14 protein-coding genes and 1 CRISPR repeat array are annotated in these 13,667 nt (G+C 67.8%); of the genes, 12 read left to right on the top strand and 2 right to left on the bottom strand.

Annotated features, from left to right (window positions below; genetic code table 11):
* Window positions 1-35 precede the first annotated feature (35 nt).
* Window positions 36-506: a hypothetical protein gene (locus WG924_RS24055; protein WP_345935579.1), complete on the top strand. Its 471-nt coding sequence runs from the start codon at window positions 36-38 to the stop codon at window positions 504-506.
* A 49-nt stretch (window positions 507-555) separates the two neighbouring features.
* Window positions 556-1,242: a CRISPR direct-repeat array (repeat unit 32 nt; unit sequence GTCGCTCCCCGTGCGGGAGCGTGAATTGAAAC).
* A 224-nt stretch (window positions 1,243-1,466) separates the two neighbouring features.
* On the opposite strand, the gene WG924_RS24050 is transcribed toward WG924_RS24055, so the two are convergent.
* Window positions 1,467-1,850 (bottom strand): hypothetical protein, encoded by a 384-nt coding sequence (locus tag WG924_RS24050; RefSeq protein WP_345935578.1) that lies wholly within the window; start codon window positions 1,848-1,850, stop codon window positions 1,467-1,469.
* A 466-nt stretch (window positions 1,851-2,316) separates the two neighbouring features.
* Complete coding sequence (locus tag WG924_RS24045; protein ID WP_345935577.1) at window positions 2,317-3,234, bottom strand: LysR substrate-binding domain-containing protein; 918 nt, start codon at window positions 3,232-3,234, stop codon at window positions 2,317-2,319.
* 146 nt (window positions 3,235-3,380) lie between these two features.
* Between WG924_RS24045 and ugpB the strand changes: the two genes are divergently transcribed.
* The 11 genes from ugpB (at window position 3,381) to trpA (ending at window position 13,611) form a co-directional block, all read left to right on the top strand.
* Window positions 3,381-4,703: a sn-glycerol-3-phosphate ABC transporter substrate-binding protein UgpB gene (gene ugpB / locus WG924_RS24040; protein ID WP_345935576.1), complete on the top strand. Its 1,323-nt coding sequence runs from the start codon at window positions 3,381-3,383 to the stop codon at window positions 4,701-4,703.
* Between the two features lie 189 nt (window positions 4,704-4,892).
* Window positions 4,893-5,747, top strand: a complete 855-nt coding sequence (locus WG924_RS24035) for an ABC transporter permease subunit (RefSeq protein ID WP_345935575.1) — start codon at window positions 4,893-4,895, stop codon at window positions 5,745-5,747.
* Window positions 5,740-6,654, top strand: coding sequence for an ABC transporter permease subunit (locus WG924_RS24030; RefSeq protein WP_345935574.1), 915 nt, complete (start codon window positions 5,740-5,742; stop codon window positions 6,652-6,654). Before WG924_RS24035 ends, WG924_RS24030 begins: the two co-directional genes overlap by 8 nt.
* Before the next feature lie 101 nt (window positions 6,655-6,755).
* Complete coding sequence (gene sppA, locus WG924_RS24025; protein ID WP_345935573.1) at window positions 6,756-7,700, top strand: signal peptide peptidase SppA; 945 nt, start codon at window positions 6,756-6,758, stop codon at window positions 7,698-7,700.
* A gap of 152 nt (window positions 7,701-7,852) precedes the next feature.
* Window positions 7,853-8,134 (top strand): integration host factor subunit beta, encoded by a 282-nt coding sequence (ihfB, locus tag WG924_RS24020; RefSeq protein ID WP_188576297.1) that lies wholly within the window; start codon window positions 7,853-7,855, stop codon window positions 8,132-8,134.
* A 142-nt stretch (window positions 8,135-8,276) separates the two neighbouring features.
* Window positions 8,277-8,654, top strand: coding sequence for a lipopolysaccharide assembly protein LapA domain-containing protein (locus WG924_RS24015; RefSeq protein WP_345935572.1), 378 nt, complete (start codon window positions 8,277-8,279; stop codon window positions 8,652-8,654).
* Between the two features lie 176 nt (window positions 8,655-8,830).
* Window positions 8,831-9,823 carry a bifunctional Delta(1)-pyrroline-2-carboxylate/Delta(1)-piperideine-2-carboxylate reductase gene (gene lhpI, locus WG924_RS24010; RefSeq protein WP_345935571.1) on the top strand — a complete coding sequence of 331 codons (993 nt, stop codon included), beginning with the start codon at window positions 8,831-8,833 and terminating at the stop codon, window positions 9,821-9,823.
* A 136-nt stretch (window positions 9,824-9,959) separates the two neighbouring features.
* On the top strand, window positions 9,960-10,724 hold the full coding sequence (gene pyrF / locus WG924_RS24005; RefSeq protein ID WP_345935570.1) for an orotidine-5'-phosphate decarboxylase: 765 nt from the start codon (window positions 9,960-9,962) through the stop codon (window positions 10,722-10,724).
* A gap of 3 nt (window positions 10,725-10,727) precedes the next feature.
* Window positions 10,728-11,489, top strand: coding sequence for a phosphoribosylanthranilate isomerase (locus tag WG924_RS24000; protein WP_345935569.1), 762 nt, complete (start codon window positions 10,728-10,730; stop codon window positions 11,487-11,489).
* Between the two features lie 20 nt (window positions 11,490-11,509).
* Entirely contained in the window at window positions 11,510-12,724 is a 1,215-nt protein-coding gene (gene trpB, locus WG924_RS23995; RefSeq protein ID WP_345935568.1) for a tryptophan synthase subunit beta, read from the top strand.
* A gap of 5 nt (window positions 12,725-12,729) precedes the next feature.
* Window positions 12,730-13,611: a tryptophan synthase subunit alpha gene (gene trpA, locus WG924_RS23990; RefSeq protein WP_372045173.1), complete on the top strand. Its 882-nt coding sequence runs from the start codon at window positions 12,730-12,732 to the stop codon at window positions 13,609-13,611.
* The last annotated feature ends 56 nt before the right edge of the window (window positions 13,612-13,667 follow it).

Genomic DNA, 13,667 nt, shown 5'->3' with positions numbered 1-13,667 from the left:
GTGGGCACATGCAGCCACATCAACCAGAGGCATCTATGTTGCGCCGTCACCGCTTGCTCATCCTCGCCCCGCTTGCTTTGGCCGCCTGCGCCACCCAGCCCAGCTATGCGCCACCGCCGGTCGACCCGGTCCAGTCGATGCGCAACTATCATAAAGGTGTCGAACGGCGAGCAATCGCGTCCATACGTGACCTCGCGACGGCCGCTGCCGCCGACCCGGCCGATACCTTCGAGGACCACACCATCACCAAGGCACGGGAGATGATGAAAGATCCTGATGCTACGCAGTTCCGGAACGTGCGGATCGTGCCCTATGGCGCAGGCGGCAGGCTCGCCTGCGGCGAGATCAACGGCAAGAATTCATACGGCGCATACACGGGGTTCGTCCGCTTCGCGGGCACGCCCGCCGAAGTCCAGATCGAAGCCACAGGTGGCAGTAACAACTGGCTCAATCAGTCCCTATCTGCTGGCATCACCGACGCTTGCGGCTCCGGGCAGGCAGGGTGACAAACCGCACCGCAAACGGTGCCAAATCAGATCGCGCGCTACACGCCCGGTCGCTCCCCGTGCGGGAGCGTGAATTGAAACATCCACAGCCGGATGTGGGATGTGGCGACATCTGGTCGCTCCCCGTGCGGGAGCGTGAATTGAAACCGCTCGATGACGTCGCGGCCGCCGCCATTGGCGGTCGCTCCCCGTGCGGGAGCGTGAATTGAAACCGGCCGGCTGCCCCTGGGGCTGCGGCTGCGGATCGTCGCTCCCCGTGCGGGAGCGTGAATTGAAACACGCCCGCGCAGCGCCGGCGCTCGGCACCCGTCGTCGCTCCCCGTGCGGGAGCGTGAATTGAAACAGCCGTCGCGGGATCTGCACGAGATGGTGCAGGGTCGCTCCCCGTGCGGGAGCGTGAATTGAAACGCCACCAAGCAGCGCCGCGTAGGCCACCTCAGCGAGTCGCTCCCCGTGCGGGAGCGTGAATTGAAACCGCTTCCACGTCCACCGGCGGCGGTGCCGCCGCGTCGCTCCCCGTGCGGGAGCGTGAATTGAAACTCTATCTCTCCGCCGCGGGTAATGTGGGCGTTGGTCGCTCCCCGTGCGGGAGCGTGAATTGAAACGCATCGGCACGGGTCGGAAGCACCGCCGACGGGTGCCGCTCCCCGTGCGGGAGCGTGAATTGAAACGGGGTGACGTCGATCACGGAAGGGTTGTGGTCGGTCGCTCCCCATGCGGGAGCGTGGATGAAGCCGCTGTGTTTCACATGGAACATCAAACACCACCTCCCATGCATTGGCGTGTGGTATAAGATATTGTAATACCTATTGAATTATCTGATTGGATGGCACTCTGAGCGTGCACAGCATGCGCGGATGCGGCGGGCCAGCGAATGGCCGTGCGAGAACCGTGGCGGGCGGCCGTCTCGCCCGGTGTGCATGACCATGTATGTGGCCGCTCATTCCAGGGCAGGAAGAATCATCCCGCAGCCTGCCGCCATCGCGCCACTGTCAGATATCGGGTCAGATTGCGCGCGCCATTGGCTGCGGCCTTGAGGTGGCGGGAGCGGTCGTCCGGGGGCAGGTCGGGGCTGGTGGCGATCTCGATGGTGAGGCTGACCAGATAGGCCTGAAATGCGGCGCCGGCCGTTGAAGCCGGGGTCAGGTTCAGCGCGTGGGTGGCGATCGCGTTGCGCCATGTGTCGAGCGCCATGCAGATCTCGGGCTCGTTTTCCGGCACGGACCAGTGATCCAGGATCTGATCGTCAAGAATGGCCCAATCGGCGGCCAGCGCGGCGACCGGGCAGGGGGCTGCTTGGTGTATCGCGTCGTCAGGGGCGTGGGGCCGGCTTGGCTTGGTCATGTCGCGGTGTTCCGCTCGATCGTGCCGGGGGTGCCTCGTGATCGCGCAATGGCGGATGCGGTTTGGAGACAGCATCCGTGCAGTATGTGTCAGGTCTCCAGGCGTTGCGAGTGCCGAAAAACCATCCATAAGTCATCATGACTGCAAGATATTTTCTGACATCTCGCCCATATAGTCTCTGTCGCTCTTTAAATGACAGACCCATTCTCAAATCAAAACAAAATCCGATCCCGGCGCAGCCGGGACACCGCGCCACTGCTGGCGATGGATGACAGCCGTCGGCGTGGGCATCGGGCATACCGGACATACCGGACATACATCATGCCATCCGTCAGATATTTTCTGACAAAGGCGTCGCCGACGCTTCATCCCTTCTCAAACAAAAAAACCACCCGATCCCGGCGCAGCCGGGACACACCACCCTCAGCGCCATCTCCGCCCTCACCGTCCCGGTCATCCCCCCGCGTCATCCCCCCGCATCATCCCCCCGGGCCAGGGCCAGGAAAGCCGCGACCATGCCGAGGTCGGCCATGTCGGGGAGGCAGGACAAGCGGACATCGGCTTCCAGGCCCTCGCCTATGAGGGGGCGGTGTTTCAGGCGGTTGTCGCGGCCGAGTTCGCCGTCGAAGACGATGCCATAGCCGAGGCCGGCGGCGGTGGCTTCGCGGATCATTTCGCGGCTGCCGAGGCTGGCGGCCATGCGGATGGGGATGGCGGCTGCGTCGGCGGCTTTGAGGAACAGTTGGCGGGTGACGGAGCTTGGCTCGCGCAGCAGCAGGGGCAGGTTGGCGAGGGCGTGGAGGGGGAGGGGGTCCGAGGTTGCGGCGAGCGGGTCGTTCTGGGGCACCAGCAGGGTGAGGCGCTGGCGGTCGAGCACGACGCCGGCGAGGCGGGGGTCGGGGTCGATATGGCTGGCGGCGATCAGGTCGACGCGGCAGGCGAGCAGGTCTTCTATGAGCTGTTCGGTGTTGCCGGTGGCGAGCCGCAATTCGACGCCGGGGTGGGCGTCGGCGAAGCGCTTGGCCAGGCTCATGATGGTGGCGGGGGTGCTGAGGCCGAGGCGGACGATGCCGCCGCCGATGGCGGGGTTGCCGGCGACTTCGGCGGCGGTGCGGTCGACCAGCAGCATGATGCGGCGGACATGGGCGAGCAGGGTTTCGCCGGCGGTGGTGGGCACGGCGCCCTGGCCGCGGCGGAGGAACAGCCGCACGCCAAGCTCGGTTTCAAGCCCGCGGATCTGCACGGTGACGGCGGGTTGGGTGACGCCCAGCGCCTTGGCGGCGGCGGAGAACCCGCCTTCCATGGCGACGGCGTGGAAGGCGCGCATCTGGTTGAAATTCATCGATCCCCCGCTGTGGCCGGGCTTGCCGGGCCATTCGCTCATCATTGCCAAATTCCATAAGACGCATTCATAAGCATGTCATGTGCCATGTGTATTGTTTATGGAGAAGCCGGGTTATGGCGAAGCCTGGCACGACAAGAGGCCGCTTCGTCATCTGCATCCGATCCTCTCCCCAAGGAGCCAGTCTCATGCGCCCCATCCGTCAGCGCGCGGCCGCTTTCGGCCTCGCCGGTCTTGCCCTGCTCAGTCTGTCGGCGCCGGCGGTGGCCGCGACCGAGTTTGATCTGTGGCATGCCCATTCGCCCGATATTACCCTGGGTAAGACCATTGCCCGCTATGCCGACGCGTTCAACGCGTCGCAGTCGGACTATAAGGTGCACGCGGTCTTCAAGGGCAATTATGACGATGTGATCAACGGCGCGATCGCGGCCGCGCGTGCCGGCAAGGCGCCGGCGATCGTGCAGGTCCATGCGCCGGCGGCGCCGACGGTGATCTATTCCAAGGCGGCGAAGCCTGTGGACGAGGTGATGCGCGAAGCGGGGATGGATGTCGACTGGAGCCGCTATATCCAGCCGGTGATCGCGGCCTATCAGGAGAATGGCCGCCAGATCGCGATGCCGTTCAACACCTCGACGCCGCTGATGTGGTTCAACCGCGACCTTCTGACCAAGGCCGGTGTTGAAGCGGTGCCGGTGACCTGGGACGATCTGGAAGCGGCGGCGGTGAAGCTGAAGGCGGCGGGGGTGGAATGCCCGGTAGTGCCGTCGTGGCAGGAATGGACGCTGATCAAGAATTACGCCTTCATCCAGGACATTCCGGTGGCGACGCCGGCCAATGGCATGAACGGCCCCGGCGCGCGGCTGTCGGTGAACGATCCGAAGATGGTGGCTCATCTCGACCGGTTGCAGCGCTGGGTGAAGGACGGGCTGATGCAGTATCAGGGCCGCCAGTGGACCGGCGCGCATGAGGCGTTCTATGCCCAGCGCTGCGCGATCATGCTGGAAAGCTCGGCCGGGTATGGCGGCATTTCGCAGAAGGCCAAGTTCCAGTTCGGCGCGGCGCTGCTGCCGGTCGAGGCCGGCACCGCCGACCCCAAGAACAGCTTCATCGGCGGCGCCGGGCTGTTCGTGATGAACGGCCAGACGCCCGAGGTCTATAAGGGCGTTGCGGCGTTCCTGGCGTTTCTGGCCGAAACCCCGCGTCAGGTGGATTGGCACAAGGTCTCGGGCTATGTGCCGATCACGCTGGATGCCTATGAGGCCGCGAAGGCCGAGGGCTATTACGAGAAATTCCCCCATCAGGAACTGGCCATCCGCCAGTTGACCCGTGGCACGCCGACCGACAACACCCGCGGCATCCGGCTGGGCTATCTGGTTCAGATCGACGAGATTCTGAACGAGGAGCTGGAGAACATCTGGTCGATGAAATCCACCGCCGCCGAGGCGATGGACAGCGCCGTCAACCGCGCCAATCCGCTGCTGGAGCGGTTCGAGCGCACGATCGCGCAGTAAGACCACCGTCAGACCCACAGTCAGACCCCCAGCACTACCTGACCCAACGCCCGGCCATACCGGCGCGTCACCGGCTGCGGATCGCGGCCGCTGGCGCGCCGGCCGTCTTGCGCACGCGCCGCCCCCGAACCCGTCTGGTCCATGATGTCCGCGTCGTCTGTTTCAACCCATCCGGTCTTCCGGGGCCGCATGCTGCCCTGGCTGCTGCTGGCGCCACAGCTTGCGGTGCTGGCGCTGTTCTTCTTCCGCCCGGCGGCGGAGGGCCTGCGGCAGGCGTTCTATCTGTCCGACCCATTTACCGGTGATGGTATTTTCGTTGGTCTCGACAACTTCCGTATGCTGTTCGCTCAGACCGAATATGCCGACAGCATCCGGGCCAGCCTGATCTTCGCGGGGCTGGTCGCGGGGTTGTCGATGGCGATCGCCTTTGCGCTGGCGGCCGCCGCCGATCGGGTGCTGGGCGATCGGCCGGCGCTGCGCTCGCTGATCATCTGGCCCTATGCGGTGGCACCGGCGGTGGCGGGGGTGTTGTGGCTGTTTCTGATGCATCCGGGCTTCGGGGTGCTGGCGCAGGTGCTGCATCAGGCCGGCATCGCCTGGAACCCGCTGCTTGATGGCACCGATGCCATGGCGCTGATCGTGGCGGCGGCGGTGTGGAAGCAGATCTCCTATAACTTCGTGTTCTTCTTCGCGGCGATCCGCTCGGTGCCGCGCTCGCTGATCGAGGCGGCGGCGATCGATGGCGCCGGGCCGTTCCGGCGGCTGCGCGACGTGGTCTGGCCGCTGATTTCGCCGACCAGCTTCTTTCTGCTGGTGATGAACCTGATCTATGCCTTCTTCGACAGTTTCGGCATCGTCGACGCGATCACCAAGGGCGGTCCCGGCGGCGCCACCCGGCTGATGGTCTATAAGGCCTATCGCGATGGCTTCCAGGCCCAGGATCTGGGCGGGTCGGCCGCGCAGTCGATCATCCTGATGGCGCTGGTGGGGGTGCTGACGGTCATTCAGTTCCGCTGGATCGAGAAGCGGGTGGCCTATGCTTAAGCGGCGGGCGCCCTCTCTCCCCGGCGGCATGGTCCGGCGCGATCCGGTGTTCCGGGCGATCGCCATCTGCCTGTTCACCATCGGCGCGGTCGTCATGCTGCTGCCGGTCTGGTATGCCGCCGCCATCGCCTCGATGACCGAGGATGGCCGGCTGACCCTGTTCTCAGTGCCGGGGCCGGGGCTGATCGTCACCATCGCCGGCGTGCTGGCCGATCCGTCGGTGCAGCGCCAGTTGTTCAACAGCCTGATCATGGCGGTGGGCATCACCGCGGCCAAGATCGCGGTGTCGCTGACCGCCGGTTTCGCCATCGTCTATTTCCGCTTTCGCGGCCGCAATCTGGCGTTCTGGGCGATCTTCTTCTCGCTGATGCTGCCGGTCGAGGTGCGGATCGTGCCGACCTATGCGGTCGCGGCCGATCCGCTGGGGCCGCTGGTGGCGGGCCTGCGGCTGCTGGGCATCGAGATCGGGCTGTCGCCCAGTCTGCTCGATACCCATGCCGGGCTGATCCTGCCGCTGATCGCCTCGGCCACCGCCACCTTCCTGTATCGTCAGGTGTTTCTGAGCGTGCCGGGCGAGCTGGTCGAGGCGGCGCGGATCGATGGCGCCGGGCCGCTGCGGTTTCTGCGCGACATCGCCCTGCCGCTGGCGGCGCCGGCCACCGCCGCGCTGACCGTGATCCTGTTCGTCTATGGCTGGAACCAGTATCTGTGGCCGCTGCTGATCACCACCGATGAGCGGATGGCAACGGTGGTGATGGGGGTGGCGCGCACCCTGCCCAGCGACAATGCCGAAACCCGCTGGGGGCTGACCATGGGCCGGGCGCTGGTGGCGATGGCGCCGCCGGTCATTCTGGTGATCCTGCTGCAACGCCGGCTGGTTGCCGGCTTGACCGATGTCGGCAAATAGCGCCGTGGCGATGAAACTTGGAGCCTGCGGGCGCAGGGGGTATAGATGGGGCCGAACGCCGCCCCGGGGTGGCGCAAGCGCCGCTTTCGAGGTTCCACCGCATGTCACCCTTCGACGTCGACCGTGCCGTTGACCGCCGCCGCCTGAAGCGCGGGATCACCGTCTGGCGGATCGCCGCCATCCTGCTGGCGGCGGTGCTGGGCGCGGTTCTGTTCGACGGCGGCGCCATCGACCGCGCCACCGGCCCGTTCCGGGGCGACCGCTTCGCCGAGCTTGAGATCAGCGGCTTCATCGCCCCCGACGACGATCTGTATGAGCGGCTGGACAAGGTGGCCGAGGATGACGGCGTCAAGGCGCTGATCGTGCGGATCGACAGCGGCGGCGGCAGCACGGTGGGCGGCGAGCTGAATTTCGAGGCGCTGCGCCGGGTGGCGGAAGAAAAGCCGGTGGTGGCGGTGATGGAGAGCATCGCCGCCTCGGCCGCCTATATGACGGCCCTTGGCGCCGACCGGATCTTTGCCCATGGCGAGACCCTGACCGGATCGATCGGGGTGTATCTTCAGGCGGTTGAAGGCACCGAGCTGATGCGCAAGCTTGGCATCGAGGCCGAGCTGATCAAGAGCGCGCCGCTGAAGGCCCAGCCCAACCCGATGGAAGAACTGACCGACGAGGGCCGCGCCGCGCTGCAGGAGGTGGTGGCCGACAGCTATCAGTATTTCCGCGGTCTCGTCGCCACCCGTCGCGCGCTTGAAGGCGAGGCGCTCGACCTTGCCGCCAGCGGCCGGATCTTCACCGGACGCCAGGCGCTGGCCGCCGGTCTGGTCGATGCGCTGGGCGGCCGGGATGCGGCGCTGGACTGGCTGGATGCCGAAAAGGGGCTGGACGCAGAGCTGCCGATCGAGGATATCACCCCCCGACCGGATGATGAGCGCGGCCTGTTCGCCAGGGCAAGCGATGCAATCGTGCACAGCCTGCTGAAAAATACCGAACTGGCTGAACGGCTTAGTGTTGACGGGCTCGTGTCGGTTTGGCACCCTCGCCCCTGACTTGAACATGACGGATGCATGACTGCCGGCAGCTCTCTTCGCGGGGGCCGCCCTGGCCTGCAATGCAGTGCCGCCATATTCGGCCATCGATACCTGCGGCTCGCCAGAGCCCGGCCAGACATTGTCGTCTTACCCAAGGACCAAGCATAATCATGACCAAGTCGGAGCTGATCGCCCGCCTCGCCGCGAGCCATCCCCATCTTTATCAGCGCGATGTCGAGCAGATCGTCAGCACGGTGTTCGACGAGATTTCCGAGGCGCTGTCGCGTGGGGACCGGGTTGAACTGCGCGGGTTCGGGGCGTTTTCGGTGAAGCACCGCCGCTCGCGCACCGGCCGCAATCCCCGCACCGGCGATACGGTCAGCGTGCCGTCGAAATTCGTGCCCTTCTTCAAGACCGGCAAGGAACTGCGCGACCGCCTGAACGGCGAGTGATCACGACCGCGCTGCGGCAGGTTGTCGTGACCGCGCTGCGGCAGGGGTGATGATCACATCGATGACGCGCGCCACATGGCGCGCGTTTTCGGTTATGATCGCACCTGTTGATGTTTCACCCGCCCCGGAGGATGCCGGCCCGATGCTGCGTGCCCTGAAATTCGCCCTGCTTGCCCTGATCGCGGTGATCGTTGCCGCCTTTGCGATCGGCAACCGGACGGGTGTGGTTCTGTCGCTGTGGCCCTTCGGCCTGGAACTGGCACTGCCGCTGTTTCTGGCGCTGGAGGCGACCCTGCTGCTGGGCCTGCTGCTGGGCGGGTTGATCGCCTGGCTGCGTGCCGGTCGCCATCGTGCCCGTGCCCGCAGGCTGGCCCGGCGGGTTGAGGAACTGGAAGGCGAGTTGCACCGGCTGCGCGCGGCCACCGCCTCGCCCCCGTCCGGCCCGGCCGCCCCTGCGGGGCCGGCCCTGCCGGGTACCGCCGGTTCCGATCTGCGCCTGCCCGGCCGCAGCGCCGCCTGACCCGCACGCCACAGCGCCGGTCGCACGCCATCGCGCCGGTTGCACGCTATAGCCCCGGTTTCGGGGCGGCCCGCGCCCCCCGGGACTGATGGCTGCCGCATGCGGCGACGCGCCCGGCATGCCGCCGATCCTGCCGCCGATCCTGTCGCCCCAATCGTCACGGAGTTCTTCGCGCCATGTCCGGCCGTTCCACCACGATCCGCGTCATCGATGCCGATGCCGTTCATGCGGCGCTCAGTTACGACGCGCTGATCGATGCGCTGGGTGCGGCCTTCGCGGCGATGCCCGACGACATTCCGCCGCGTGCCCATCACCACCTGCCGCCGGCCCGGCCCGGTGCCAGCGACGGCACCCTGCTGGTGATGCCGGCCTGGAACCCGCGCGCGATCGGGCTGAAGGTGGTGGGGGTGATGCCCGACAATCCGGGTGTCGGCCTGCCCACGGTGATCGGCAGCTATCTGCTGCTCGACCGCGAGACGGCGGCGCCGCTGGCGCTGCTCGACGGCGCCGCCATCACCCAGCGCCGCACCGCCTGTGCCTCGGCGCTGGCGGCACGCCATCTGGCGCGGGCCGATGCCCGCACGCTGCTGGTGATCGGCGCCGGTGCCCTTGCCGTGCACCTGATCAGGGCCCATGTCACCTCCCGGCCGGGTCTTGCCCGCATTCGCGTGTGGGCACGGCGCGCCGATGCCGCCCAGGCGGTGATCGATGCGCTGAGCCCGGCTGAACGCGCGGCGCTGGACGTGGCTGTGGTATCCCCCGATGCCCTGGACGCGGCGGTGGCCGATGCCTGCATCATTTCGGCCGCGACCCGGGCAACCGTGCCGCTGATCCGGGGGCATCTGGTGGCGCCTGGCACCCATCTGGACCTCGTCGGCGCCTATACGCCGGCGATGTGCGAGGCCGATGCCGAGGCGGTGGCACGCGCGGATGTGTTTGTCGACGGCCGTGAGGGTGCCGCGGCCGAGGCGGGCGATCTGATCCAGGCGGTGGCCGCCGGCCGTTTCGCCATGGACCGGATCGCCGGCGATCTGGCCGATCTGTCGTCCGGGCGTCATCCCGGGCGGCGGGATGACGGCCAGGCGACGCTGTTCAAATCGGTCGGGCATTCGCTCGAAGACCTGGTGGCGGCCGAACTGGCCCTGCGCCGGGACGCGGGCGGCGCCTGATCACACACCCCGGCACCCGGCCCGGCGGGCGACGCCCCCTGGCCGGTGCCCATGCGGCATTCGCGGTGGAAATCGGGTAGGCCCTTCGCGGCCGGCTCTGGTATAAGCCCGGAGGTTCGCGACATACCGGATGGACATGAGCAAGATCAATCGCCCACGCTTCGATAATCCGCTGTTCGTCGCCATCGACACCATCGATGTGCAGCGCGCGGCATCATTGGCCAAGGCCGTCGCCGCCAGCGCAGGCGGCATCAAGCTCGGGCTCGAATTCTTCATGGCGAACGGCATCGACGGTGTTCACCGCGTGCGCGCGGCAGCACCCGATCTGCCGCTGTTCCTGGACCTGAAGTTTCACGACATCCCCAACACCGTGGCGGGCGCCGTGCGCGCCGTGGCGCCGCTGGCGCCGGCGCTGCTGACCATCCACGCATCGGGTGGCCCCGCCATGATCAAGGCGGCGCGCGAGGCGGCGGCCGAAGCCGCCCTGCGGCTTGGCATCGACCGGGCGCCGGCGGTGGTGGCGGTGACCGTGCTGACCAGCATGGACGACACCGATCTGATGTCGGTGGGGCAGCGCGGCCCGGCCAGCGACCAGGTGTTGCGGCTGACCGATACGGCGCTTGCCCATGGCGCCGCCGGCATCGTGTGCGCGCCCACGGAACTTGTCCGGCTGCGGGCGCGTTTCGGTGCACAGCCGCTGATGGTGGTGCCGGGCATCCGCCCGGCCGATGCCGCGCGCGGCGATCAGAAGCGGGTGATGACCCCGGCCGATGCCCGCGCCGGCGGCGCCGATGTGCTGGTGGTGGGGCGCCCGATCACCGATGCGGCCGATCCGGCCCAGGCCGCGGCCGAGATCGCGGCCGAGATTGCCGCCGCGGCCGAACTGACGGGAGCCGCCTGACCGATGACCGGCGCCGGGCCAGAGACGGACAGGGCAGGGGCGATCAAGATCTGCGGCCTGAAGGACGCGGCCGCGATCGATGCCGCCATCCGGGCCGGTGCCAGCCATCTGGGGTTCGTGCATTTCGGCCCCTCGCCGCGCCATGTCGACCATACCGATCTGGCCCGGCTGGCGGCGACGCTGCCGGCTGACGGGCCGAACGCCCCGCTGACCCGTGTGCTGCTGACGGTGGATGCCGATTGGCCGGTGCTGGATGCGGCGGTGGATGCGCTGGCCCCCGGCCTGTTGCAACTGCATGGCCACGAGACGCCGGAGCGCATCGCCGCGGTGCGGGCGCGTTACGGCCTGCCGGTGATCAAGGCGGCGGGCATCGCCGATGCGGCCGACATCATGGCCCTGCGCCCGATGGCGGCCAGGGCCGATCTGCTGCTGCTGGACGCCCGCCCCCCCGTCGATGCCGACCGCCCCGGCGGCCTGGGCCGGTCCTTCGACTGGGATCTGCTCACCGGCCCCGATTTCACCGCCGCCACCGCCGGCCGGCCGTGGTGGCTGGCCGGCGGATTGACGCCCGCCACCGTCGCCGACGCCATCATCCGCACCCGCGCCGACGGCGTCGATGTCTCGTCCGGGGTGGAAACCGCCCCGGGGGTCAAGGATCCGGCGGCGATCACCGCCTTCGTCGCGGCCGCCCGCGCCGCCTTCGCCCGGAGGCCAGAGGCCCCCGGCGCCGTCACCAGGGGAACCGGCTTGTCCGGTTCCGACTGAAGCCCAGGAACAGCCGGTTCATGTCGCACACACCCAACACCTTCCGCGCCGGCCCCGACGAGCATGGCCGCTTCGGCCTGTTCGGCGGCCGCTTCGTGGCCGAAACCCTGATGCCGCTGATCCTGGAACTGGAGCAGGCCTATGACGCCGCCCGCCGGGATCCATCGTTTGCGGCCGAGATGGCGCTGTTCCAGCGCGATTATGTCGGCCGCCCCAGCCCGCTTTACCTGGCGGAGCGGCTGACCGAGCATCTCGGCGGCGCGAAGATCTATCTGAAGCGCGACGAACTGAACCACACCGGCGCCCATAAGATCAACAATGTGCTGGGCCAGTTGCTGGTGGCCAGGCGCATGGGCAAGAAGCGGATCATCGCCGAGACCGGCGCCGGCCAGCATGGTGTCGCCACCGCCACCATGTGCGCGCGGCTGGGCATGGACTGCGTCGTCTATATGGGCGACACCGACATCGTCCGCCAGAAGCCCAATGTGTTCCGCATGCGCCTGCTGGGTGCCGAGGTGCGTGGCGTGTCGTCGGGCACCGCCACCCTGAAGGATGCGATGAACGAGGCGCTGCGCGACTGGGTGTCGAATGTCGACGACACCTTCTATTGCATCGGCACGGCGGCCGGCCCGCATCCCTATCCGATGATGGTGCGCGATTTCCAGTCGATCATCGGCGAGGAGGCCCGTGCCCAGGTGCTGGAACGCGAGGGCCGGCTGCCCGATCTGCTGGTGGCCTGCATCGGCGGCGGATCGAACGCCATCGGCCTGTTCCACCCGTTCCTCGACGATCCCGCCGTGCGGATGATGGGTGTGGAAGCGGCCGGCCATGGCATCGACAGCGGCGCGCATGCGGCCTCGCTGGCCGGCGGCACCCCGGGTGTGCTGCATGGCAACCGCACCTATCTGCTTCAGGACGCCGACGGCCAGATCCAGAATGCCCATTCGATTTCGGCCGGTCTCGACTATCCCGGCATCGGACCCGAGCATTCCTGGCTGCGCGATATCGGCCGGGTGGAATATACCGCGATCACCGATGACGAGGCGCTCGACGCCTTCAAGCTGTGCGCGCGGCTGGAGGGCATTCTGCCGGCGCTGGAGCCCGCCCATGCGGTGGCGCAGGTGATCAAGACCGCGCCGACCATGGGCCCCGAGGCCATTCTGGTGATGAACATGTGTGGCCGCGGCGACAAGGACGTCTTCACCGTCGCCGAAGCGCTGGGAGTGGATCTGTGACTGCCCTGACCGATACCGTGCCCGTCTCTGCCGCCCCCGCCGCCCTCGCCGGCGGCAGCGCCCGCATCGACCGGCGTTTCGCCAGCCTGAAGGCCCAGGGCCGCGCCGGTCTGGTCACCTTCGTCACCGCCGGCGACCCCGATCTTGAAACCGGCGCCCGGGTCATGGCCGAACTGGCCACGGCCGGCGCCGACGTGATCGAGCTGGGCGTGCCGTTCACCGACCCGATGGCCGATGGTCCGGCGATCCAGCGCGCCGGATTGCGCGCGCTGGCGGCCGGCGTCACCATGGTCAAGGTGCTCGACATGGTTCGCGATTTCCGTCAGCGCGACACCGATACCCCGGTGGTGCTGATGGGCTATTACAACCCGATCTATGCCTATGGCCCGGAACGCTTCGCAGGCGATGCCATCGCCGCCGGTGTCGACGGGTTGATCGTGGTCGATCTGCCGGCCGAGGAAGAAGACGAACTGGTCCGCTTCACCGACCCGGCGGGCCTGGCGCTGGTCCGGCTGGTGGCACCGACCACCTCGGCCGAGCGTCTGCCCCTGGTCGTCGGCCGGGCGAGCGGCTTCCTCTATTACGTCTCGATCACCGGCATCACCGGCACGGCAGCCGCCGACATCTCGAAAGTGGCGCCGTCCGTCGCCAGAATTCGCGCGGCAAGCGAATTGCCGGTCGCGATCGGCTTCGGTATAAGAACCCCTGAACAGGCGGCTGCCTTTGCCGCTATCGGTGACGCGGTCGTCGTCGGCTCGGCGATCGTGCAGGAAGTGGAACAGGCGGTGCTCGACGGTGCCCCCGCGACCGCCCCCGACCGGGTGCGGGCGCTGGTCAGCCGGCTTGCCGGCGGCGTGCGTGGCGCGGCCACGCCGGCCGCATCCTGACCGGTCCGTCCCCGATGATCCCATCCCTCTTGTCCGGCATCCGAACGGAGAGCCCC

It is taken from the genome of Tistrella arctica, assembly GCF_039630945.1.
In the GTDB taxonomy this organism is placed as follows: Bacteria; Pseudomonadota; Alphaproteobacteria; order Tistrellales; family Tistrellaceae; genus Tistrella; species Tistrella bauzanensis.
Note: the sequence above shows the minus strand (reverse complement) of the source record. Positions and strands in the feature narration are given on the sequence as shown.

Coding starts and splice junctions, on each gene's coding strand:
- WG924_RS24035 (WP_345935575.1), top strand. CDS start 4,893: ATGCTGCCCTGGCTGCTGCTGGCGCCACAGCTTGCGGTGCTGGCGCTG.
- sppA (WP_345935573.1), top strand. CDS start 6,756: ATGTCACCCTTCGACGTCGACCGTGCCGTTGACCGCCGCCGCCTGAAG.
- WG924_RS24050 (WP_345935578.1), bottom strand. CDS start 1,850: ATGACCAAGCCAAGCCGGCCCCACGCCCCTGACGACGCGATACACCAA.
- WG924_RS24000 (WP_345935569.1), top strand. CDS start 10,728: ATGACCGGCGCCGGGCCAGAGACGGACAGGGCAGGGGCGATCAAGATC.
- WG924_RS24055 (WP_345935579.1), top strand. CDS start 36: ATGTTGCGCCGTCACCGCTTGCTCATCCTCGCCCCGCTTGCTTTGGCC.
- pyrF (WP_345935570.1), top strand. CDS start 9,960: ATGAGCAAGATCAATCGCCCACGCTTCGATAATCCGCTGTTCGTCGCC.
- ihfB (WP_188576297.1), top strand. CDS start 7,853: ATGACCAAGTCGGAGCTGATCGCCCGCCTCGCCGCGAGCCATCCCCAT.
- WG924_RS24030 (WP_345935574.1), top strand. CDS start 5,740: ATGCTTAAGCGGCGGGCGCCCTCTCTCCCCGGCGGCATGGTCCGGCGC.
- trpB (WP_345935568.1), top strand. CDS start 11,510: ATGTCGCACACACCCAACACCTTCCGCGCCGGCCCCGACGAGCATGGC.
- WG924_RS24045 (WP_345935577.1), bottom strand. CDS start 3,234: ATGAGCGAATGGCCCGGCAAGCCCGGCCACAGCGGGGGATCGATGAAT.
- lhpI (WP_345935571.1), top strand. CDS start 8,831: ATGTCCGGCCGTTCCACCACGATCCGCGTCATCGATGCCGATGCCGTT.
- ugpB (WP_345935576.1), top strand. CDS start 3,381: ATGCGCCCCATCCGTCAGCGCGCGGCCGCTTTCGGCCTCGCCGGTCTT.
- WG924_RS24015 (WP_345935572.1), top strand. CDS start 8,277: ATGCTGCGTGCCCTGAAATTCGCCCTGCTTGCCCTGATCGCGGTGATC.